The sequence below is a fragment of the Micromonospora sp. NBRC 110038 genome (assembly GCF_020884815.1).
Classification (GTDB): Bacteria; Actinomycetota; Actinomycetes; order Mycobacteriales; family Micromonosporaceae; genus Micromonospora; species Micromonospora haikouensis.
This window is the reverse complement of record NZ_BBOL01000001.1, coordinates 621,617-644,222: the sequence shown is the minus strand read 5'-3', so window position 1 is coordinate 644,222 and position 22,606 is coordinate 621,617. Positions and strand designations below refer to the sequence as shown.

The 22,606-nt window shown below is 71.2% G+C and carries 17 protein-coding genes; 8 read left to right on the top strand and 9 right to left on the bottom strand.

Translation table 11 applies throughout. From position 1 onward, the window contains the following. Positions 1–198 precede the first annotated feature (198 nt). The 3 genes from LPU61_RS02735 to LPU61_RS02725 are packed head-to-tail and all read left to right on the top strand — an operon-like array spanning position 199 to position 2,278. Complete coding sequence (locus tag LPU61_RS02735; RefSeq protein WP_229403997.1) at positions 199–990, top strand: hypothetical protein; 792 nt, start codon at positions 199–201, stop codon at positions 988–990. Further along, positions 987–1,718 carry a hypothetical protein gene (locus tag LPU61_RS02730; RefSeq protein WP_229403995.1) on the top strand — a complete coding sequence of 244 codons (732 nt, stop codon included), beginning with the start codon at positions 987–989 and terminating at the stop codon, positions 1,716–1,718. The genes LPU61_RS02735 and LPU61_RS02730 overlap by 4 nt, the downstream gene beginning before the upstream one ends. Further along, a complete protein-coding gene (locus LPU61_RS02725) occupies positions 1,715–2,278 on the top strand; it encodes a 7-cyano-7-deazaguanine synthase (RefSeq protein ID WP_229403993.1) in 564 nt (187 codons plus the stop codon). Before LPU61_RS02730 ends, LPU61_RS02725 begins: the two co-directional genes overlap by 4 nt. On the opposite strand, the gene LPU61_RS02720 is transcribed toward LPU61_RS02725, so the two are convergent. After that, positions 2,279–4,282 carry a hypothetical protein gene (locus LPU61_RS02720; protein ID WP_229403992.1) on the bottom strand — a complete coding sequence of 668 codons (2,004 nt, stop codon included), beginning with the start codon at positions 4,280–4,282 and terminating at the stop codon, positions 2,279–2,281. It abuts the gene before it with no gap. Further along, positions 4,279–4,530: a hypothetical protein gene (locus LPU61_RS02715; protein ID WP_229403990.1), complete on the bottom strand. Its 252-nt coding sequence runs from the start codon at positions 4,528–4,530 to the stop codon at positions 4,279–4,281. Before LPU61_RS02715 ends, LPU61_RS02720 begins: the two co-directional genes overlap by 4 nt. Positions 4,531–4,897: 367 nt before the next feature. On the opposite strand from LPU61_RS02715, the gene LPU61_RS02710 reads away from it, so the two are divergent. The 5 genes from LPU61_RS02710 (at position 4,898) to LPU61_RS02690 (ending at position 9,147) form a co-directional block, all read left to right on the top strand. Then, positions 4,898–5,809 (top strand): hypothetical protein, encoded by a 912-nt coding sequence (locus tag LPU61_RS02710; RefSeq protein WP_229403988.1) that lies wholly within the window; start codon positions 4,898–4,900, stop codon positions 5,807–5,809. 52 nt (positions 5,810–5,861) lie between these two features. Further along, positions 5,862–7,097 carry a hypothetical protein gene (locus LPU61_RS02705; protein WP_229403986.1) on the top strand — a complete coding sequence of 412 codons (1,236 nt, stop codon included), beginning with the start codon at positions 5,862–5,864 and terminating at the stop codon, positions 7,095–7,097. A gap of 230 nt (positions 7,098–7,327) precedes the next feature. After that, complete coding sequence (locus LPU61_RS02700) at positions 7,328–8,212, top strand: helix-turn-helix transcriptional regulator (RefSeq protein WP_229403984.1); 885 nt, start codon at positions 7,328–7,330, stop codon at positions 8,210–8,212. Continuing rightward, entirely contained in the window at positions 8,205–8,399 is a 195-nt protein-coding gene (locus LPU61_RS02695; RefSeq protein WP_229403983.1) for a DUF397 domain-containing protein, read from the top strand. Before LPU61_RS02700 ends, LPU61_RS02695 begins: the two co-directional genes overlap by 8 nt. Positions 8,400–8,886: 487 nt before the next feature. Further along, entirely contained in the window at positions 8,887–9,147 is a 261-nt protein-coding gene (locus tag LPU61_RS02690; RefSeq protein ID WP_229403981.1) for a hypothetical protein, read from the top strand. A gap of 13 nt (positions 9,148–9,160) precedes the next feature. Here the strand turns inward: LPU61_RS02690 and LPU61_RS02685 are convergent, their stop codons facing one another. The 7 genes from LPU61_RS02685 to LPU61_RS02655 form a co-directional block, all read right to left on the bottom strand. Then, positions 9,161–9,955 carry a DUF4352 domain-containing protein gene (locus tag LPU61_RS02685; protein WP_229403980.1) on the bottom strand — a complete coding sequence of 265 codons (795 nt, stop codon included), beginning with the start codon at positions 9,953–9,955 and terminating at the stop codon, positions 9,161–9,163. 289 nt (positions 9,956–10,244) lie between these two features. Next, entirely contained in the window at positions 10,245–11,777 is a 1,533-nt protein-coding gene (locus LPU61_RS02680) for an HNH endonuclease (protein WP_229403978.1), read from the bottom strand. Continuing rightward, positions 11,774–13,060: a PIN-like domain-containing protein gene (locus tag LPU61_RS02675; RefSeq protein WP_229403977.1), complete on the bottom strand. Its 1,287-nt coding sequence runs from the start codon at positions 13,058–13,060 to the stop codon at positions 11,774–11,776. Before LPU61_RS02675 ends, LPU61_RS02680 begins: the two co-directional genes overlap by 4 nt. After that, on the bottom strand, positions 13,053–16,562 hold the full coding sequence (pglX, locus tag LPU61_RS02670; protein WP_229403975.1) for a BREX-2 system adenine-specific DNA-methyltransferase PglX: 3,510 nt from the start codon (positions 16,560–16,562) through the stop codon (positions 13,053–13,055). Before pglX ends, LPU61_RS02675 begins: the two co-directional genes overlap by 8 nt. Further along, positions 16,559–20,701 (bottom strand): BREX system serine/threonine kinase PglW, encoded by a 4,143-nt coding sequence (gene pglW, locus LPU61_RS02665; RefSeq protein ID WP_229403973.1) that lies wholly within the window; start codon positions 20,699–20,701, stop codon positions 16,559–16,561. The genes pglX and pglW overlap by 4 nt, the downstream gene beginning before the upstream one ends. 305 nt (positions 20,702–21,006) lie before the next feature. Next, positions 21,007–21,384, bottom strand: coding sequence for a nucleotide pyrophosphohydrolase (locus LPU61_RS02660; RefSeq protein ID WP_229403971.1), 378 nt, complete (start codon positions 21,382–21,384; stop codon positions 21,007–21,009). Between the two features lie 5 nt (positions 21,385–21,389). Next, positions 21,390–22,400: a hypothetical protein gene (locus tag LPU61_RS02655; RefSeq protein ID WP_229403969.1), complete on the bottom strand. Its 1,011-nt coding sequence runs from the start codon at positions 22,398–22,400 to the stop codon at positions 21,390–21,392. Between the last annotated feature and the right edge of the window lie 206 nt (positions 22,401–22,606).

Here is a 22,606-nt window from a genome sequence, read left to right as displayed (position 1 = left end):
GAGGAAACGCAGGCCAGCGCCCTTGCTGTGCAAGCGAATCGCGAGACCGTGCAGAGTGGACAGCCTACGCCACCGACGTGAGTCAGCTTCCGGACAGCACGCCCCATCCCCCCGTCCAACCACCGAGAGAACATGGAGGATGACGATCAGTATCCATAGACTCTGATCGACAACCGCCTGAGTCTGCGAGGTGGGGAAATGGGCACGTCCACCGCGTTGCCGAGGCCCCGCGCCGACCCCTGGTCGGCGGTCAGTGAGTTCACGCGGTGGCGCGGCTGGTCGAAGGCCCCGCCCGATCCGGGGCGACCGCCGGCACCCGAGCCCACCGCCGAGCAGGAGGAGAAGGCCGAGCGGCTGGCGGAGCGCCTCCGGGCGGCGCTGTCCCGCTCGCTGTGCGACGACCCGGAGATGTCCGGTCTGCGGCGGGCGGCGCTGCGGGCGGGCGAGAACCTGGTGGGCGTCCTCGGTGAGCTGCAGGACGGCAGGTCCGGCCTGTTCACCGCCCCGTCCGGCACCACCGCCCGGCAACGCGAGGACGAGTTCGTCACCCGGTTCGTCGTCGCCGTCGGCGGCGGGGGCGGGCTGATCGGTGACGCCGTCGCCCGCCGCGCCGCCCGCAGTGCCGCCGAGCGGCTGCTGGCGGAGGCCGCACCGGCGACGGCACCGGCCGGCGACGGCCTGCCGGTCCGCCTCACCGGGGAGGTCTTCTGCGACGTCTACCGCTTCTTCTTCGGCGAGTTCGTGGGCGAGTTCGTCCGCACCGTGATCTCCGAGAGTCTGCCGCTGGCGGTCGTACCGTTCGCGCTCCCGGTCGACCCCACCGGCCTGGTCGCCGGAGCCGTCACCCGTCAGGTGATCGCCGTTCTGCCGGATCCCTGTGCCGAGGCCGGCGGTCGGGAACCGCGCCCCGGCCTGCTGACCGAGACCGCGCACGAGTTGCTGAACGCGACGGTGGAGCATGCCCTCGGCCTGCGGGAGGAGCAGCCGTGACCGCCGGCCACTACGCCTACCACTACCCCACCAGCCGCCATGACCGCGTCGGGTCGGCCCCCGTGGGCGACTGGCGGTTCCGGGCTGCCAGGGAGACCTTTGAACAGGCCCTGACCGGCGGGGATATCCCGCCGCCCTGGGCGCAGGATCTCCTGCGGATCGCCAGGGCGGTCTATCTCGCGGACAAGCTGTCACCGCGGCGGGACGCCCCGGACGGCTGGACTCGAAGCATCGACCTCACCGTCCAGCTTGTCGAGGTGGACCGGTGGCGCGACCGGGCCGAGCCCATCCTCGCCGACCTGCTGGAGCTGCTCACGGCCGATCGGTGGCGCCTGCGCCTGCACGGTGGCGCGGCCGGGTGCCAGAGCGTCCCGCAGGTCCTGTTCGGCGGTGCCCCGGCCGAGGAGGTCGCCCTCTTCTCCGGCGGCCTGGACTCCACCGCGCACGCGGCGGAACGGGTCGGGGTCCGGGGCGGTCCGCTGCTCTTGGTCTCCTACTACGACCCGGCCCTCAAGCCCCGTCAGGATGAGGTCTTCGACGCTGTGCGGCGGCTGGGCAGTCGCCCGGTGGCGCACCTCTCGGTGCTGCAACAGATCACGCGCGAAGGGGCGACGTTGGAAAGCATTCCCGCTCCCGGGGGCTGCTCTTCCTGGCCACCGCCGTCTACGTGGCCGCCGCGCACCATCTCGGCGAGCTGGCGGTCCCGGAGAACGGGCAGTTGGCGGTGAACCCGCCACTGACGGCCGGCCGGGTGGCTTCGGGCTCGACGCGCTCGGTGCATCCCCGCACGCTGCACCTGGTCAACCGGTTGATCGCCGCTGTCGGCGGGACGGTCCGGGTGGCCAACCCGCTGCTGTCGGAGACCAAGGGTGAGGTGTGCCGTCGGGCCTGGGAGGCCGGGCTTCCCCTCCCCTCGCTGATGCGGACCGTGAGTTGTGGCCAACGGCCGGAGAGCCGCACCGGCAGTCCCTTGACCGACTGTGGCTACTGCTACCCCTGCCTCATTCGCCGGTCTGGGCTGCTGGCCGGGGTGGGCCGGGACGACACGGAGTACGAGACGGACGTGTGGGCGCTGCCGCCGGACACGAACAAGGCCCGACACCGACGGGCGCTCGCCGCCTGGCTGGCGAGGGACTTCGGCCTCCGCGAGCTGGTCACCGACCTGCCCCTGCCGTCGGAGGTGAGCCCGGCCGCCCTGCTGCGGACCCTTCAGCGCGGGCGGACGGAGCTGCGCCTGGTCTTCGACCGGCACGGCGGGACGGGCTGGCCGCCGCCAGCCGTGGCCTGATCACCCGAGCCGGAGGGCGCACAGGGCGGCGGGCAGGTCGGCCGCCTCGGCGAGCAGGCGTACCCGATCGCCGTCGTGCCGGCGCACGGCGCAGCCGGCCCGGGTGAACCGGACGGTGACCACCTGCCCGGCGTGCCCGGCGGCGAGGCGCTCCAGCGCCGGCACCGGGTCGGCCACCGGGTCGTGCGGGGTCGCGGCCGGGGAGTGCGGGGCCGGCACCGGCTGCTCCGGCTCCGTGGGGACGGCGGCGGCGAGGGCGTTCTCCAGGTATTCGAGGCAGTATGCGACGGCCGCGCCCACCGTGGGCAGGCACGGTTGGCCCGCCGGGTCCGGTGGCTCGGCGAGCGCCGTCAGCTCCACCGACCAGCGCAGCCCGCCGAGCTGCACCGGGTCGGCGGCATGGAGGTGCCGCAGGTCCCAGAGGCCGACCACGCAGGCCAGGTCCAGGCCGAGGGCGAGCCGGATCAGCTCGGCCAGCGGTGGGGCCTGGGCCGGTGCCGCCGCCACGATCAGCCGGCCGGCGGGCAGGCCGGGGCCGGCGGCGGCGATGTGCTCGGCCACCGGATCGGCGCCGGGCCAGGGCAGCGTGACGTACCCGCCGCACAGCTCCGGCGAGACCTCGAAGCCCCCGTCGACCTCGGTGAGGTCCTCCGGTCGGGCACCGAGGACCTCGGCCCAGGCCGCCAGCCGGTAGCGGCCGGGCAGCCGCACCACGGGCCGCCCGCCGGGCCGGGCGCCGGCCGGCGTGGTCGGCTCCGGGGTGCCGGCGTGCCAGGTCAGGTGGATCACCCGGTGCCGCAGATCGGTCAGGGTGACCACGGCCGCCTGGTGGATCCGGTGGCCGCCGCCGTAGTCCGGGCAGGGCCGCCACGGGATCGGCTCGCCCCACCAGGACGGGTCGGGCGGCTCGACGGCCCGGTGCAGCGGCTCGTGTGCCCGCCGCAGCGCCTGGCCGGTCGCCTCCTCGACCAGCGTCTCGGCCGGGTCGCCGGGCTGAAGGCCGGTGTGCCACCACCGGCCGTCGCGCCAGATCGCCTGCGCCCCGCGCAGCTCGGCACCGGTGGTCAGGTCGAGGCAGCCGGCGAAGAGCCGGCGGTCGAGCTGGTCGAGGTCGACGCCGCCAGCCGCCCCGGGTTGTCCCGGCAGCCCGGCGCGGCCCGCCGGGCCGGGCAGGTCGGCGGGCAGCCGGTGGGCGGGGTCGGCCCGCAGCAGGTGGGCCGGGGCGTGCCGGCCCCGGACGCCGAGCCCGTCGAGGGCCCGGCCCACGTCGGTGCGGGCCAGCGCCGCCCGCAGGCCACCGCCGTCGTCCCAGCCGGCGACCTCCTCGGGTACGGGCGAGCCGGGCAGCTCGTAGCGGACGTCCCAGCAGAACGAGCCCGGTGCGCGGCGCACCTCGATCACCAGGTCGAGCAGGAGCAGGTCGGCCAGGGCGCAGAGCCGGGCCAGCCGGGCCCCCGGATCGACGGCCGGCGGTGGGGCCGACCGGCCGAGCAGCACCCGCCAGGGCTGGTGGTCGTGCCGGACGAGAGCGAGCGCCTCCAGCTCGTGCCGCCGCTGGGCGGGCAGCTCGGGCCGCCAGGCCGGCGGCAGCAGGATCGGCAGCGGCTCGGGGCCGCCCACCGCGACGCCGATGGTGGCGGCCAGCTCGCGTACCAGGGGAGCCAGCTCGACCACCCAGCCACCCGCCGGATCGAGGTGGGGGGTCAGCGCGCCCGGCACGAGCCGGTGGGAGGCGACCGCGCCGGTGTCCAGGTTGGCCACGGTCAGCCCGAACTGCGCGCGCCGCCGGCCGAGCAGACGGCAGTCGGAGCAACCCACGGCGATGCTGCCGGCCCCCTGGCAGATGGCGCAGGCCGGGTCCGCCTGCCGGGCCCCACCCGCCCCGGCGCGCGGGTCCTTGTCGGGCCGGGCGCAGTCGTCGGGCCGCGCGCACCGGCACGCCGCGAGCCGGAAGGTCAGCCCGTCGCAGTCGGGACAGCCGATCACGGTCGGCGCCCCGGTCACCGGCGCGACCGCCACGAGCAGTCGCCGTCGTGCTCGGTGCGGCGGACGCAGCGGCGGCCGGAGTCGAGCGGCCGGTCGCAGAAGACCCGGTGGCGTGCGCCCTGGTCGTCCTCGGCCGACACGGTGGTCTCGCCCTGGTCGACCTCGGTGAGGAAGGCGAGCGACCGCGCCAGCGTGCCGGCGAACTGCCGGGCGGCCGGCAGGTCGGGTGCGATGAAGGGCAGATGCGCCACGAAGCGCCGGCTCACCGCCGGACCGCCCCGGACGGAACACGGATGAATGCGCCCACGACAGCGCCTCCCCTGGCTCGATGGATATGCCGCCGGAATGGCGGCAATGGGCAGGATCAGCGCCCCTGCCGGGCCAATGAAAGCAATAAGCAGGGCCCGGAAACAACGGCCGACACAAAAATTCCCGCAATTATTTGTGCGTCACCCGAGCACGTTCGACGAAATTCGGCGAGATGTTGCATATTCACACCCCGATTACGGGCGCGGCCCCTACGGTGCGGCGACCCGTCGCGCGGGCATCCGGGCGGGAACACCCTCCATGGTGGACGGCACGGCTTAGCCTGCGAGGGGCGAGGCGCAGCAGGGCCGCACCCGAGGAGGAGAGATGCACGATCAGCCGAGTCGTGACTCCGCGCCGGAAATCCCGCTGTCCTGGCTCGCCGACGCCCCGCTGTTCATCGACCGCGCACAGGTGTCGGCCTTCTACGACGCGGTGGTCATGCCGGAACACGAGGAGGGCAAGCTCTCGATCTCCACGAGAGACATCCACCTGGCCAGGACCAGCACCAGCGGCAAGCTGGGGGCCCGCGTCGGCACCAGGGCCCTGCTCACGACGATCTTTCCCTTCCTGGACGCCCACCTCACCCTGGAGGGGGCCCGGGGCAGCGAGAAGTCGAAGCAGTCCGAGGATTCGGGCACGATCGAACTCCAGCGCATCAACAATCCGCACCGCCAACTCGTCCAACTCGCCCTGCACTACGCGGCGCACCTGCCCGGCAGGGTGCGATTCGCCCGGGACGAGACGTGGCTGGACGACCTCGACGACGCCTACGTCACGGACAGCCCCCGGGCGCTCGTCTTCTTCGACCTGCCGGCCCGGCAGGCGATCATTCCGCTGGCCGCGGAGCTGACGAGCGGAAAGGTGGTGACGGTCTTCGAGGAGCTGACGGCCGAGGTCTCCAGGACCGTCCGCTCGCTGCCACCGCCCTACCCGGCGACCGAGCAGCACGAGGCGAAGCGCGAATACTGGCGCTGGTTCTCGGACAACTACCGCCCCATCTCCGCGATGAACGTGCTCGAACGCGGCATCGGCGACGGCGGGGCGACCCGCTGGGTGGACTACCGCGTCCATTCCGGCGACCGGGCGCTCCAGCTGTCCCTGCGGGGTCGCGGCGAATTCGAGACGGGCATCTTCGCGTACTCGATGATCCGTCGCGGCAACCAGCACGGGCTACGGATCGTCGGCACGCTGAAGTCCGGGCCGGGGCTCAACGTCCTCGCCGTCTTCGAGAAGTAGGCCGGGCCGACGGACCGATGTCGGTAGCGCGGTGCGAAAAGGATGTGAGGCGATGGGCGAGCCGTTGCAGGTGAGCCGGGCGGCGCGGGGCTTTCCGCGCCGGTCCCGTGTGCGTACCGCGTTGGCGGTGGCCCTGGCGGCTGCCGCCGTCGTCTCGCTGACGCCGCGGTGGTGGTCGGATGTCGCGGTCCTCGCCGGCCATTGGGTGGGCCGGTTCTGGCTGCCGTTGGTGCTGCTGGTGCTCGCCGCGGCGGCAGCGGGCGGCCGACACCGGAAGATGGCCGTGGCAATGGTCCTGGGTCGCCGCCCCGGCACCCCGAGGATGCCGCTGCTGCTGCAGGTGACGCTGCTGCTGGGCCTGACGTTCGCCGTGGCCGTGGCCGCAGGGGCGCTGCTGTGGCAGGTGCTGGGGCAGCCGACCATCGGCACCGCCCCGGGGTCGCCGCCGGTCGGTGCGCCGGCACCGACGGTGTGGAGCATGCAGGAGGCGCTCGAGGCGGTAAAGACCGTGCTCACGATCGTGGCGGGCATCGGGGCCGTCGTGGCGCTGACCGTCGCCTACCGGCGGCAGCGCCTCAACGAGGTGGAGGCGCACCGCGAGGACGCCAAGCTGTTGCTCGAACGCTTCTGCCAGGCGGCGGGGCTGCTGGGCGCGCCCGACGCCTCTGTGCGGGTCGCTGGGGTGTATGCGTACGCTGCGCTGGCCAACGACGCGCCCGAGGCCCGGCAGGGCTGCATCGACGTGCTCTGCACCTATCTGCGCCAGCCCTACGTCCCTCCGTCGGGAGACGACACCCACGGGAGGACGGCGTCGGCGGCACCGGCCGGGTCCGCGCGGATCGCACCGGACGACGGGCCCGTCGCGCGGAACCCGAGGCAGGAGCGGCAGGTCCGGCTCACGATCATCCGGATCATCCGCGACAACCTGCACATTCCCGAGGACGACCCGCGCAGTTGGCGCGGGCACGACTTCGACTTCACCGGAGCCGTCCTCGACGGTGGCGACTTCACCGGGGCGACCTTCACCGGGGGTGCACGGTCACCTTCGCCGACGCGACGATCGCCTGCCGGCTGTCATTCGACCGTTGCACATTCGCCGCCGGAACGGTCTCCTTCGACGGCGCGCGATTCCCGGGCGGCGGCATCTCCCTCGACGGCGTCAGGTTCAGCGGGGGCGTCCTGGACCTGTCCGGGCTGGACGAGGCGTACGCGCAGGTTGCCGTCGACCTGTGGCCGGCTGGTCCGGCACCTGCCGGTCTGCGGCTGCCGCCCGCAGGCTCCGAGCTGATCCGCAGTCCCGCGCCCCGCCCCTGACCGGCCGCCCCAGGTCGCTTTCGACACAACAACACTCCCGTGGAAATTCCACGGTATTCGCCTTTGTCGGTGCCCTCTTATAGGGTTCTGCATTATGGCGATGATTGCCACCGCCCACTTTCAAACCGTTGGCCCGCAACGCATTCCATGTTGCACCACGGCCGTTGAGATGTTGCAGAATTCGACAGGAAGGAGGGCTTCCCGATGGCCGACGACATGGGCTCCACGGTGCCCCGACGGCAGCTCGGCCGCGCCCTGCGGCAGTTGCGCACCGAGGCCGGCGTCACCCTCGACGCCGCCGCCGACGCCCTGGAGTGCAGCCGACAGAAGGTCTGGCGCATCGAGTCCGGCCTCGGCGCGGTGCGCGGCGTCGACGTCCGCGCCATGTGCGAGCTGTACGACGCCACCGCCGAGCTGACCACCGCCCTCACCGGCCTGGCCAGCGAGACCAGGGCCAAGGGCTGGTGGCACGCCTACGGCGACGCCATCCCCGAGTGGTTCGAGCTGTACGTCGGCCTCGAATCCGCCGCCTCCCACCTCCGCTTCTTCAAGAACACATTGGTGCCGGGCATCCTCCAGTGCCGGGACTATGCGCTCGGCATCTACCGCATCGACCAGCCGGCCTTGAGCGAGGAGGACCGGGAGCGTGCGGTCGAGCTGCGATTGCAACGCCAGTCCCTGCTGACCCGGCGGATGCCGCAGGCACCTCGACTCCAGGTGGTGCTCTGCGAGTCGGTGCTGCTGCGCCCGGTCGGCGACGCTGCCACCACGGCCGAGCAACTCCGAAGCCTTGAGCGGGTTTCCCAGTTGCCGAACGTCTCGATCCGGGTGCTTCCCCTGGCCGCCGGCCCCCACCACGGCACTGCAGCGGGTGAATTCGTGCTGCTCAACTTCCCGCCCGGCAACCGCAACACGCCGGAGCCGTCGGTGGTCTACAGCGAGTCGGTGACCGGCGCCCTCTACCTCGACCGGCCCGCCGAGTTCGCGACCTACGACAACATCTGGGCGAGCCTGCTCGGGCTTGCCCTCGATGAGGGACAATCAATGCAGTTGATCGACAAGATCGCCCGGGAGGTTCACCATGGCTGACTTGACCGGCGCACGCTGGCGCAAGAGCACCCGCAGTGCGGGCAACGGCGGCGAGTGCGTCGAGGTCGCGGACAACCTGGCCGGCGTCGTCGCCGTCCGGGACAGCAAGGACCAGACCGGCCCCACGCTCGCCTTCGCCCCCGCCGCTTGGTCCGCGTTCATCCAGGCCACCAAGACGACGCGCTGACGAGCGTCAGCGAATCGACACTGCGCCCCCGGCGACTCCGCCGGGGTCACGTTTCGTTGCGCTGCCAAGGCCGTTCGACCCGCCCCGAGACCTCGGCCTCGACTCCCCCCTCGTCGGCTGTTGCTATTTGACAGTCCACCGGGGTGCGACCGGTTCCCCCTCGGGGGCGTACTCGACCGCAACCGGTCGCTGCTTACCAGGCACCCCGTAGGTGATCCAGCCACGCACACACCGACCAGGGGCAAGCCGCTTATCTCCAAACGGGTACCCAGGCTCCGGAAACTGGCTGTAGCCGACGGAGGACGCCTCGATCTGGCTGTCATCGTCATACACCAACGTCCACGGCCCATCGGACACCGAGATGCCATCCGGTGCCGCATCAGACCTGAGAGCGCACACCTTGACGTCGATCGCAGCCCACACATAGCCGGGCTGCTCTTCGGGCCTGGGAGCCGTCCGAGCGACGTTGTGACGGTAGCCATAGACGGTGGCGCTGCCGATGCCGTCCGAAGTGGTGAAGGCTCTGCGCATCGCAAGGGGAGCGTACGGATCGACAGTGGGGCTCGGGCTGGCGGTCGGGCTTGACGTGACGGTCGGGCTCGGGCTGGCCGTGGTCGGGAGCGGAACGGCTGAACTGGCGGCGGCAAGAGTCGGCCGGTCGTCGCCGCCACAGCCAGCAGCCGACAAGACGGCGATCAGCGCGACCGCGCCGAGGCGAATTGTTCTCTGGCGCATGACGAACTCCTGAAATCAACGATCGGTCACAGGGTGATGACGGCGTCCTCAGCGAGGGTGAACAGGCCAGCGTCGAGCGTGATCGTCTTGAGCTTGGTGCCCTTCGGCACGTCGAAGTAGACGTTCGCGGTCACCGAGTTGCCAGGGTTGATCTCGTCGAGGAAACCCTGCCCGTCGCTGTTGCCGTAGATCCCGGCCTCTCCGTCGGCCTCGTACTCCCGGCCACTGGCGTCCTTGGCGGTGAGGCTGCCGTCGGCGTGGAAGGTGTGCGCCCGCTTGGTGACGTTCTTGACCGTCACGCTGACCCGGCAGAAGGCGCCCTGGGCCTTGGTGTTGAGAAAGTCACTGCCGACCTGGGAGATGCCACACTTCACGCCCTTCACGGTGAACTCGAAGTCACCTCCGCGCACCTTGTCGCCGATGCCGGAGGTCTTCGGCTTCGTGGGCGTGGGAGCGGCAGTCGTCTTGGCCGGCGCGGGTGCCGCCGCGCTCGCGGCGGTGCTGCTCCTGGCAGAGGGAACGCCGCTGCTGACGGAGGTGGCCTCGGTCTTCTTGTCCTCGCTGGCCAGACCGATCACCATCGAGCCGCCACAGCACAGCAGCACGACCGCCCCGACACCGATGAGGGTGGGCAGCAGCCAGGAGGCCCGCTTCTTCGGAGTTGGCGGCGTAAATGGCGGGCCGGGCATCGGCGGGGGGAACTGGCCTGCGGGTGGCGGCGGGAACTGCCCGGCGGGCACCTGCGAGAACTGCGCGTTCGGCGGCACCGGCGGCTGGCCCGCGTGCGGCTGGTTCTGGGCAGGGTCATAGGGGGTGGTCATCGAGTGGTGTCTCCCGGGTCTTGATTCGCGCAGCAACCGCGCACGGAGCGAAGCGCCTCTCAAGATGCCACAGTCGATCCGAAGGAATGGTCGTCCGGCTGGCCCGACCCGCACGACTGCTTAGTTCAAGGAAAAACCAATCCGACGACCTGATCGTCAGACCTTAAGGCAACGCAAGGGCTCCGGCCTGCATTTGAGTGCAGCAATGACCGCCGAGCCGAAACGCCACCCCTGTCGGATATCCGCCAACAGATTCCTCGCTCGCTGGAGTAAGCGCACGCCTGGGACGCTAGTCCGCCCTTCCGCAGAACCGACGGTGGTGTTGAAGGAAATCCGGTCCGATCCGATGCCCCGGGTGCAGACGTAGCTTGCCGATCTTCTCGCCGTCAACGGTCCACCGGACGACAAACTCGCTATCGACGTAGATGGCGAACTTGTCGAACTGGACGTGGTGGTTGGGGCACAGGCAGAGGAGGTTCTCAAGCAGGTCCGGGCCCTCGTGGGGTCTGCCCAGCCCCTTGATGTGGGCGGCCTCGCTGTAGAAGCCGTACCGCGTCGCCAGTCGGGTCGCACAAACCTGACAATGGTGCCCATGGAGCCGCTTGACCGTCTCGGCGTAGACCGAGCTGCGGATGATGCGATCGGTGCGTACCGTCCTCCGCCTCGCTGGCCCTGGATGCCCCGCGTCTGATCCGGCCGCCTCCCCGTCCAGCACTCCCGAGGCCGAGTCGTAACCGGCCAGCCCTATGTCGGCGAGGAGTGCTGCCCGGTCGATGTCGGCTGGCAGCGCGTCGAGAAGCAACCCGACCGCGCTGCCCCGGTTCTCGGGCTCACCAAGCAGACCCGTCACCGCCGGGGTGAACCGGACGGGGGAGACCGCGCCTGCGCTGAGTCCACGTCCCGCGTGGAAGGCGGAGGAATCGGCTTCCCAGAGTGCCTCGCTGCGGACGATGCCCCACAGCTTGCTGTGCTGCAGGTTCCGAACCTGTTCGACAGCCCCTGGCTGGCTTGCGCCCGTCGCGCCGTACCGAGCAAGGATCGACTCGAGGCCGGAACCTGGGTCCTGCGGTTCCCCAGGATGACTCTCAGCGGAGGCGATCTGGCCGATGCTCCAGAGCACACTTACCGACAGGACCCGGGCCGCTTGGTCCGCACTGTGTTCGCCGCAGGCATCGGCGAGTCGCTTCAACGCCTTGACCAGCCGCTTCCGGGTCATCTTGCGCCGAGCGCCGCCGACGGTCGTGCGGGGGGTGACGCCTGCCGCAGCCAGCAGCGGCAGGATCGTGGCGTACCCATCGGCGTCGACCAGGGTGAGGCTCCGCAGCGGCACGCTCAGCCCGAGCCGTCGCAGGATCGGCTCGGCCAGGACGGGCCGTTCCAGGCGCTCGACGTCGCCGAGCGCCATCATGTGTTCCCAGGTCCGCCCGTCGTCGTCGGCACCCCAGATCCGCTTGGCCGCAGCCGGGTTGTGCAGCAGGTGCAGGATCCGGGCCCGCGCATAGAACACCGTGTCCGCGTAGAAGAGGACGTCGTCGCCGACCTGCCGGTCGCGCAGCGCACGTGCCTTGTAGTTGTTGACCTGGTTGGTCGGCGTCGAGCCCCAGAATCGGGCGACGCCGCCCGGGTAGAGCTGACGCAGCACCGCCAGGTCTGCGCCGAGTTCCACAGCGATATCGGCCAGCCGGATGCCCTGCTCGACCGAGTGCGCGTAGTGCTGCGGTCCTCTCATGCTCGGCCCGCCCCGCAGTTGCAGGACCAACTGGGGCAGCTGTTCGCCCCTCTGCACGAACGCCTGATGACCGTTCCGACCGTGCAACGTCATGCCTCCCGACCCACGCTTTCCACCACGGAGCGAGGCACCACGAAGCCCTCAGCCTTGCCTGGCTTCAGGTAGTGGGCGCGCAGGGCCGGCTCCAGTCCTTCGGGAAGGCTGCCTGTCGTGACGAGGTCACGCATGGCCCCGATGACCGGGCGGGTGAACCCGACCAGGAGGCGCCCCTCGGGATAGTCACCGAGTTCGTAGACGCGCTGCCTCGGCACGAAGCCCTTCGGATCCCGCGCGGCCTCGCGCAGCACCTTGACCCGCAGCGGATAGCCGGACTCTTCGAGCCGGGACAGCAGCGTGTCGAACAGCTCTCGGGACCAGGGCAGCGGCCCTTCGGGCTCAGGATCCTCGGCCAACCGCTCCGTGGTGTCCAGCGTGCTCTCGCTGACCTCCACGTGGAACGCCTCGGAGGCCGCCTCCAGGAAGTCCCCCGGCACGGCCAGGTAGAAGCCGACGCCCGCCCGGTCGGCCATCTCGTTGACCAGCTCGACGCGGGGGCCGATCGGCTCCCGCGCAGCGTCGAGTCGCCACCAGTCCTCCTTGCGGTCGCGCGTGACGAAGAGGAGATCCTTGCCCTCGGCCGACGCGCGCTGGATCAGTTGCTCCCACACCAGGTAGTCGCCGGTGCCCTCCTCCTGCTGCCCCGGCTTGTCCGCGTCCATGTAGCCCGGGGGGATCCTGCGGGCGAAGCGCTGCCGCCCGGCGGCCACCAGCTCCGTCAGTCGCTCGGCAGTGAAGGGTCGCCCGACCCGGCCCGCGAACAGCGCGGCGAGCCTGCCGAGCACCGGATCGTCGCTGACGTCTCTGAGCGCTGCCCGAAGGTTGAGCCCGCTCCCGCCCTGCTCGACGCGGGCGATCACCTGTTTGAAGGCGGCGTCCAACAGGTCGTGGAGTTCCTTGGCCTCGCTCTCGGACATGGTCCGGGTCCCCCAGGAGGACAGCTCGCCGGAAGCCTTCTTCCTGGCCTCCCGTAGGCCGCTGACCGAGTTGGTGGCGATCACCTCACGGATGACCTGATCCCGGTTGCGCCAGAACTCCTTCTGCACCTGCGCGGGCATGAACAGGGCGGCCGGCACCGCTTCCAACGCCGTGAAGACCTGTTCCCTGGCGCTCTTCGAATAGCGGTAGAGATCCAGGAGCAGGTTGGTGTCCAGCGCGACGATGCCCGACCGCAGCACCCGGTCCAGGTCGGCGCGCTCCACGTTGCGGTAACCCTCGAAGCCGTCGAAGAGGCCACCCAGGTCCTTGGGGCTCGACACGTCGTCGTCCTTCCTACTCACGGCCGCTCGTCGGGTCGCTCAGGCCCCGCAGTGCGACCAGCGTCGGGCGGTCCGCGCCGAGCTGCGACAGCTCAGCGTCGACGAGGTCGGTGAAGAACTGTGCGGGCGAGCCGGGGAAGTCGGGGCGCTCGTCGGCGTACCACTGGTGCAGCCACGGCTCCAGCTCCGCGATGCCGGCCAGCAGCGGCAGCAGCCGCTCCGCCGGCCAGGCCGCCTGGAGCTTGCGGTCCAGGTAGACGGTCGCCAGGGCCTGGGCCTGCGCGAGGTGGTCCCACCCGGCCCAGCCGAGCAGCTCCGTGCCGTCGCCATCGCGGCCCGCCTTCGGGTACGAGATGAACCGCTCCTTCGGCACGTCGAGCTTGCCCCGGGCCCGCCAGTACGACGGCTTGGCGAAGTCGGCCGACGTGTACTTCGGCGGCACCGCGATCTGCACGCTCTCGCCCGCGTCCTCCAGCCGCTGCTGCGCCCAGGTGCGCTCCCACTGCGCCCGCTTCCGCAGCCCGGACGGCTTGTAGCGGTAGGTGGGGAGATAGGGCACGTGCTCGTCGGCGACCAGCTTGGCGAGGGTCTTCGCCAGGTCGTAGTCGTCGCGCCCGGCCCACAGCTCCAGCACCGACCGGAAGTCGTCGTCGTGGCGCACCTTGTCGGCGAGCTGCGCGACCGACTGCGGCGTCGGCCGGTCACCCCACAGCTCGGGAGCCTCCAGCCGGTCGAGCAGCCAGTCCCGCAGCGCCTTGGCCTGCATGGCGTCCCAGCCGTCGGTGGCCCACCGCCGCTTGCACTCCGGCCGCTCGATCAACGCGATGTTGCGATCCGACTCGATGACCGCGATCCGCCGCTGCACCAGCGCCCGGTACCCATCCGACCAGTGCGCCGGCAGCTCGGAAACCGGCGTCGACCCGTGCCGCGCGAACCACTGCGTCTCCACCTCACCGGCCGCCATCTTCCGCGCCAGCACGATCTCGAACGCCCGCTCCCCCAGCTTGATCTCCGGCGGCTCCGGGCAGGCCAGGTCGTCCCTGAGCAGCCCGTAGAGCCGGTAGACCTCCCAGTCCAACTCCTCCTGCGCCGCGATCATCTGCGCACGGGTCAGGTCGTAGTCGCGGTGCGCCGCGCGCAGCCGCTCCCGGGTTGGCACCTCGGACTCCGCGACCGCCGCCGGGGTCAGGCTGGCGAGCCGCTGTGCCAGCGAGTCGAGCACCCGCGCCCGCCCCAACGGGTACGCCTCCGGCAGCGGAAACTCCTGCAGCTTCGTCCCGGTGAACTCGTAGCTCCAAGACCACGGCTGGTTTGCCTGACCGCCACCCGAATTATTCGCCCCACCCTTCTTCTGGCTGACCTGCTTGAGCCAGAAGCAGGCAGTCGAACTATTCAGCACCCCGAGCAGCCGCAGGTGCTCGTCCTCCGTCGCCCCCTCCGGCAACTTGATGGCCGGTGCCGACCTGTTGAAAACCTTCCCACCCCGATCCAGCACGAAGTGGTTATGCGTTGCCACGAACGCAAAGACAACGGATAGATCCGTTCGGTACGCGGAAGCGGTGTGTTGGTGATATTCCCACCAACGAAGGCCAGCATCAGCCATGCTGCCCTGGAAGGTCCGCCTCGCCGCGAGCAGCGAACGCCAGGGCCAAAGCTCGACCGAAAGTCCCGCCTCATCAAGAGACGCGTCGTAGGGGTACCAAATCGTGTCCTCGGGAGACGAGCGCCAGTCCCGAACAACCTCGCCGATCAGCAGCGGACGCAGGGCATCAGGATTGGCCGAGGTTCGAAGAGTGCGACCGAACGGTCTCATGAAAGCTTCGTCCGACCCGGCTCTGATGGCGCGCCCTACCGGCAGGTCGATGAGGTTCGACATCTTGACCGACCCCGACTCGATGTCGGCAACCAGGTCGCCCGCCCCGCCCCCACTGAGACTCCACGGATGAAAAGCAAACCTGGCACGCGGCAGGTCGGTGACCGTTACCCACTCGGAGCGGCTGGCAGGATCCTCTACGCCTGCTCTGATGGCAGACCACACCAATCCCGCAGCGGGGACTTCCGGCTGGGCTGGCTCCCCTCGAACGCCCAGAACGGTAAGGATGGTCGAAGAAAGCTGACGGTCCCGGGGGCGGCCGATCAAGATGACGGTCGGGGTGCCGTGACCAGGGATGTAAGCCCCTGAGGTATCGATGACCTCGGTCAGCTCGACTTTGGAGGCGAAGTATTCCTCGATTAGTCTCTTGCCGAACTCGCGCTTCATAAAGGCGTTGCCGGTGATCTGGCCGACGTGACCCGCGCCCTCTCCGTGCTCGTCGGAGCGCCTGGCCAGGTCGAAGAAGCGCCTGGCGAACGGCACGGTGAGGGCATACTGCCGGTGACAGACGTCGGGGTAGATGTCGCGGTAGAGCCTGTTGCGGGCCGGGTCGGCAACGGTGATGTAGGGCGGATTGCCCACCACCGCCGTGTACTGCCCCTCCCTCAGATAGTCGGCGAGCAGGTCAGCGTCCTCACTGACGTAGGCGAAGGCATTCCGGCCCTCAAGTACAGCCAGTAGATCGCCCTGTGCCCGGGACGAACGCCCCCAGTGCAGCAGCGAGTCGCCCGTCGCCACCCTGACAGTCCAGGCGGGAATCCGCTCCAGCGACGTGAGTCCGCACTCGTTCATCGCCGCGACCAGCAGCCGGAACCGGGCGATCGCCACCGCGAACGGGTTGATGTCCACCCCGGTCACCTGCCCGAGCGCCCGCTCGACCAGCACCCGCACGTCCGTCGCCGGCTCCCGGTCCCGCCACTTGCGCACCAGCCGGCCGAACGCGCCGAGCAGGAAGTGGCCCGAGCCGCACGTCGGGTCGATGACCGACGTCTGCGGCAGGCCGAACTCCTTCACCGCCGGCTCGAACGTGCGGTCGAGGATGAACTCCTCCACGAAGTCCGGCGTCTGCAGCAGCGCGTACGTCTTCTTCGCGTGGGTCGACAGGTCCTGGTAGAGGTCGCCGAGGAAGCGGGTGTCAAGGTTCTCGACCCGCAGCGACGCCAGCCCCGCACCGCGCCGGAAGAACTCCGACAGCTTCTCAGCCGCCTCGCCGGAGATGTCGAACCGCCACACCGGGTTGTGCTCGTCGAAGATCTTGCCGGTGGCCTTGAGCGTGCGCAGATAGTCGAACGCCTCGCGCAGCCAGTGCCGGTCGTTGTGCCGGGGGTTGTCGATGATGTGCTGCTGGCGGTGCTGCATGGCCCGCTCGACCGGGGCGGCCGGCTCCGGGCCGCCGATCCAGAGCGGGTCGACCAGCGCGTTGTCCTCGCAGAAGCGCACGAACACGCAGCCCAGCACCCACGCGACGGCCGCCTGGTCGAGGACGTCCTCCAGCCAGGTCTCGAACGTCCCCGCCGTGCGCCGCGCCTCTGTCGCCTGGGCGTGTTCCTTGCGCAGCGACGACTCCAGCTCGGAGTCCCGGGCGACCTGCCCGCGCAGGTCGTCGGTGAGGGCGGTGACCTGGGCCTGCAGGGCCTTCAGGGGGATCATCGGGGGGTGGTCCTCTTCTCCGGGACGAGGGGGGTGGCGGCGCACCACTCCTCCGGCAGCCACAGCGACTGGCTGGCCGGGGAGGTGAGCGGGAGTTGCCGGCCGTCGAGCAGCACCGGCTCGGTGCGGCGGACGGGCACCAGCAGCAGCCGGGCAGCGGGTCGGGGCCGGGTCGGGTCGGCCAGTTCCTGGATCAGCCGGAGCTGCTGGTAGCGGGCCAGCGGCGCGGCCTCGGTGATCAGCACCGGCCGGTCGGTCCCGGCGAGCTTCCGCTCGATCGCGGGCATGACCTCGTGCTGGAACAGTTCCACGAGCGAACGGAAGTCGGGGTCGGTCGCCGAGCCGGTGTCGGCGGCGACGATGGCCTCCCAGGGGAAGCCGAGGGCCCGCAGCCGCTCCAGCATGATCGCGGTGACGTCGACCTCGGCGAGGTCGTAACGGGTGAGCAGGGCCCGGCGGGCCTGGGCGGGACGGCGGATCGAGGTGAGCGCCACCAGGAAGCCACGCCGGTCGATGACGTCGATGAGGCGTTGGCTGGTGCGCGCGGCGGCGTCGGGCTCGACGATCGGGCCGACGGTGCTCAGCGAGCGGGTGCCGGTGACCGAGGAGGTGTGGGTCGGCGGGGCGTACCGCTCCCGGACCCCGTCCCAATAGAGCGGGATCTGCCGCAGCAGGGCGTCGAGCTGCGGGCGGGGCGGGAGCTTCTCGGCGCGGGGGAACCGGGCGCGCACTCTGGCGCGTACCGTCTCGGGGTCGAGTTTCTGGCCGACGAGCGCGCCCGCGGCGAGGCGCAGCGCGCGCTCGGCGGGCATCCCCGCCGGGTAGAGCTGGCCCTGCGCGTTGACGGCGGCCTCGCCGCCGCTGCCGGCGGCGGCAAGCTGCAGCAGCCGGGCGTCGCTCAGCGGCGGCATGCCGGCCGGCGGCGGCTCCAGCGCCCGCAGCTCCTCCACGGCCCGCGCCCGGGTGGGCAGCGGGTCCGCGCCGGCCAGGGCGACGGCGCGGCGGCCGAGCCGGGTCACGTACCCGAGCAGGTCGTCGGCCGTGCGCGCGGTGCCCGGGTCGTCGGGCTCCCGGCCGATGAGCACGGTGTCGCTGCCGCGCAGCCGGTGCATGGCCAGCCGGGCGTCGCCGCCCCGGGCCAGCTCGGTCTCGACGGCGGCCCGGACCAGGCCGATCGCCTGGGCGGTGCGTTTCGGCTCGGGCGTGTAGGAGCCACGGGCGGCGATCAGCGCCTCCGCGATCTCCTCGGCGGAGGCCACCCCGCCGCGCCCGTCGAGCAGCGCCACGATCTCGTCGCCGACCAGGCCGAGGGCGGGGTTGGGCTGCCAGTCCCGGGTGACGACACGTCTGAGCAGGCGGGACACGTCGGGCTGGTGCTTGCCGGTCACCCGGGCCACGTCCGCCTGGGACGGCCAGCGCAGGTGGTTGCCGTCGGCGTCGGCGGCCTGGCCGAGCAGCACCTGCACGGCCGTGCGGTGCCAGGCGGTGCGGCCGGTGGCGTCGGGCAGCAGGGTGGCGCACAGCGCCTCCACGCCCTGCGCGTACGGGCGGGCGGTGGCGGCCGGCGCGGGGCCGGTTTCGAGCAGGTCCCGCAGCTCGCGGGTGCGGGCCAGGATCTCCTTGCGGGTGGCGTCCGGGACGCCCCGGGCGCGGGTCAGCGCCGACGGCTCGGCGGCCAGCAGCTCGCCGACCGTGGTGATGCCGAGCCGTTCCAGCGCGGAACGGGCCCGCGCGGTCAGCTCGGTGGTCTCCAGGGGCGAGGCCCGGCCCAGCGGGGCGACCGCCCCCGTGTCGTCGGTGGAAGCCGCCGGCTCGGGGATCTCCCGGAACACCGCCCGCCACGCGTCGGTCATCTCGTCGAGGGTGTCGAACCGGTCGGCGGCGTCCCGGGCGAGGGCCTTGGCGAAGAAGTTGACGAGCCGGTCGGCGACCGAGGCGTCGAAGGCAGCCGGGTCGAGGGTGACCTCGTCGGGGACGGTCGCCGGGTTCGCCCCGTCGCCCCACCGGGGCAGAGTGCCGGTGGCCATCTCGTAGAGGGTGACGGCGGCGGCGAACCGCTCGGCGGCGGCGTCGAAGCGCGGCCGGCCCGGGGTGCCGAGGAACGGGTCGAGGTAGGCGGTGGTGCCGGCGGAGAGCTGGTCGGCGGGCACCCCGGCGAGGGAGAAGTCGAAGATGCACAGGTGCGGCTGCTTGTCCTTCGGCCGGGGGCGCGACGCCAGGTTGGCGGGCTTGATGTCGCGGTGCCACACCCCCTGACCGTCGAGGAAGGAGACGATCTCCAGGAGGTCACGGCCGTAGCGTTCCAGCAGGTCCAGCGCCAGCCGGCCACCGCGCAGGTCCTCGGCGAGGGTGCGGTCGCCGGCGTTCTCCAGCAGCAGGGCCGTGCGGTTGCCGACCTTGATCGGGCCCTGCACGAGGGCGGCCACCCGCGAGTCGCGCAGCTTGTCGACGGTCTGCGCCTCGGCGGCGAACCGGTCGGCGTACTGCTCGTCCCGGGCCACCTTCAGCACCAGCTTGTCGCGCCCATCGGGGTTGTCGGCCCGGGTGACGGCGAGGGCGATGGCGGTGGCCCCGCTGCCGAGGTTGCCCAGCACGGTGAGGCCGCCGTCGAGCACGTCGCCCCGGTGGGCCTGCAGCGGGTCGACCACCGGCTCGGGCTCCGGGGCGGTCAGCTCCTCCCAGACCAGGTCGAGCCAGGTGAGGAACTCGCCGACCCCCTTCATCCGCTGCGCCGGGTCGCCCCGGGTCGCGTCGTAGACGGCCGAGACCAGCGCGTACGGCATGCCGTCGGCGACCGCGTCGAGGTGCAGTCCGCCGTCGGCGACCGCCGAACGCAGCTCCTCGGCGGAGGTCGCCGGCTCGACCCCGGCGAAGATCCGGTACGCGAGCGCGCCGAGGGAGAAGATGTCGAGCTGGTGGCCCGGCAGCTCGTCCAGGGTGGCCGCCTCGGGCGCCTGGTAGCGGCGGACCGCGTCGTCGAAGAACAGCTCCAGGCTGGCCGGGTCGGTCGGGGAGCCGAGCGTGGTGACCCGGGTGCCGGGCAGCCGGCCGCCCGTCTGCCAGTCGGTCACCACCAGGGTCGGGCGGGCGCTGTCCGGGTCGCAGACGAAGACGGCGCGGGGGTTCAGCGAGCGGTGCGACAGCCGCCGGGAATGCGCGTGGTCGACGATCTCGGCGAGATCCTGCACGAGCTGGAGGCGCTGCGCCAACTGGAGCCGGCCGTCGCGCTCGGCGAGCCACTGGTCGAGGCGTACCCACTCGGGCCGGTGGTCGAAGACGACCGCCGGCCCCCAGGGGTGCTCGACCAGGTCGAGTGCGCGGGCGATCCCGGGGTGGTGGATGCCCTGCAGCAGCCGGAACTCCCGCTCCGCCGCGAGCTTGATCTTCGGTACGTCCTCCTCGGCGGCCCGGCTGGTCAGATAGAACCGGACCCGGCGCAGCAGCTCGACGCCGGCTGTGTGGTCGGCGAGGAAGTCCTGCCAGCCGATGCCCTCGGCGAACGGCCGCTGGTGCAGCACGAGCTGGTTGACCCGGCGGTCGGCCACCGAGGGGCGGATCCGCGCGCCCTTCACCAGCTCGACGATCTGCCGGCCCCGGACCGCGTCGACGTGGTGCCGGGCGTCCAGCGGCTGGGCGAGCAGCATCTCCTTGAGGCTGGGCAGCTTCCCGGCGGCGTGACCGTCCAGGCCGTAGACGTGCTGGCGGCCGATCTCGTCCAGCTCGGAGCGCGAGTCGCGGGCGTGCAGGAAGACCGCCGCCTGCACGTACGGCACGCGCGCGCCGGGCGGAGCGTACTGCTGGATGACGCTGCGCAGCCGCTTCGCCTTGCGGTTGGCCAGGATCAGCGGGCTGTCGAGCACCTGGGTGCGGCCGTTGGGCTTGTGCCGCCGCCACTGCTGGCCATCGCCGGAGACCCGGCCCCGCCAGTGCTTGAGCTCCAGCACGTAGAGGCCGCTGCGGGTGAGCACCAGCGCGTCGACCTCGTTGATCGAGCCGTCGGTGCCGACGAACTCCACGTTGGCCCACACGTGGTAAGGCTCGGCGTCCGGCAGGTACGACGCCAGCTCGCGCAGGCCCTCCTGCTCGTGCTGGTAGGCGCTCGGATTGATCTGCTCCCAACGCGGTGAGTCTTCACGCATGCCGTGCCCTGCGCCCCCGCGCGATCATCAATGCCACTCCCGATACCCGACCGTCCTGCAGTCCGGTGGACGGTACCTTCCCCTGCCATTGCTGCCCATAGGCCGGAGGTCAGGACAAGTGAACCGGATGACGGGAAGTGACATTGACCGGGCCGATTCGCTGTCTCACCTGCGAATTCGGCTCTCTCACGACATCAGCGCGAGCCCTCGGTCGGAAATCCGACAGTCCGTTGCGGCTGGGCGGTGCCACCGTCGACCCGCCCCTGACCGGTCCCGGAACCCTACCCAGACGGATCGAATCCGGGCTACGCGCGCGGCGCCTTGGCGGCCGACCCCCGCACCGCGTCCGTCGGGTACCGCCGGGCCGCCTCCGCCAGCTTGTCGCCCGCCGCCGAGAGCAGATCGATCCCCAGCACATCGGCCAGCCGGGTCAGGTAGATCATGACGTCACCGATCTCTGCCCGGACGCGGCCACCCAGCTCCGCGTCGGCCATCAGGCGCACCGACTCGTCGGGCGTCAGCCACTGCAGCTCGGCCAGCAGTTCGCCGACCTCGCCCGCCAGCGCCATCGCTAGGTTCTTCGGCGTATGGAACTGCTGCCAGTCCCGCTCGTCGGCGAACCGCCGGAGCTGCTCGGCGAGTTCCGCGACGGCGGCTGGGCCGCTCTTGTCGTTGCCGTTCATGGCGTCTATACCCGTTCGCTGTGCTGCCCCGGCTGCACGGACACCTGCCTGTCCTGAGCCCCGTGGCGGTAGTCGACATCCAAACCGAAGCCAGAATCACGGGCCGGGGCAAGCAAACTCCGCGCGGCGTGCGCCGCGAAGTACGGTGCCGATGCCGAGTCGAACGCTGGACACTTCCTGCCGCCCAGTTCCTTGATCAGATCGGCGACGTCCGGGCCGGCCGCCCGCCCCGGACGGATCAGGCCATCGGCATCGACGTGCACGTGCCCGTGCTCGAAGAGCGCATCACATCCGAGCACACAGGCGGCCATGACGTTGGAAAGGTCCAGCCTTTCCCGGTAACTCGAATCCGCCCGCCGCTTGATGTGCGCCAGGACGACCAGATGCCGGGGCATGTCCCGGCCGCACAACTGGCAGCGAACGACCTCCCGTTCGCCGAGCTTCAGCCGGCGCAGTCGCCGCTGTTCCTTCCGTCGCGCCACCAAGGCGTACGCGTCGAGCCCCTCGTCGGACTCTTCGTCGAGGTCGGCGGTCTTTTCGTCTGCGGCGGGCGTCGCGGCATCTCCGCCGCCGTGGGTGAGCGCCGCGACCGGAACAGGGGAGCCGGCGACTGGGACGCCCTTCGTGTTGGCGGAATAGTTCAGAGCCATCATCCCCGGTTCGCCCACCAGATGGCCCGGCACGTTGTCGATGACGTCCAGAACGCACAGCCCGACACGTTCGGGAAAGACGTCGTCCGGCCAGATCCGCTCCTGATCCTCGTAGAGCGTCTTCACGATCCGGGTGATCACCAGCCGGCGCATCTTCCCGGCGAGGTAGGTTCCTCGTTCCCTTGGGCTCGGACCCCACCAGCCGAGGACCAGGTGGTCCCCGGCCCGCATCGAACGCGCCACTCTGCGGGCATCACCGTCGCGAAGGTCCAGCGCGGACGAGCGCCAGCCCCAGACGGACCGCTCGATTCCGATTCCGAGATTCCCCTTGTGCTGCCTGCCGACATACACGTAGTAGGAGCGCACCTTGGCCCTTTCCGTCGTCCGACCACGGACAGCGCCGTCGGGCCGGGCCTGCAGTCATGCCGACTGTAGCCACAGACGCTCGCGCTCGACTCGACCGGCCGCCGGGTTGATCGACTTCATGTCGGGGAGGTGGGGGTGTCCCGGGCGCGGGATACCCCCACCTCCCCGACATGACGCGTCGCTGAGCGACGCGGCGGCCGGCGGCC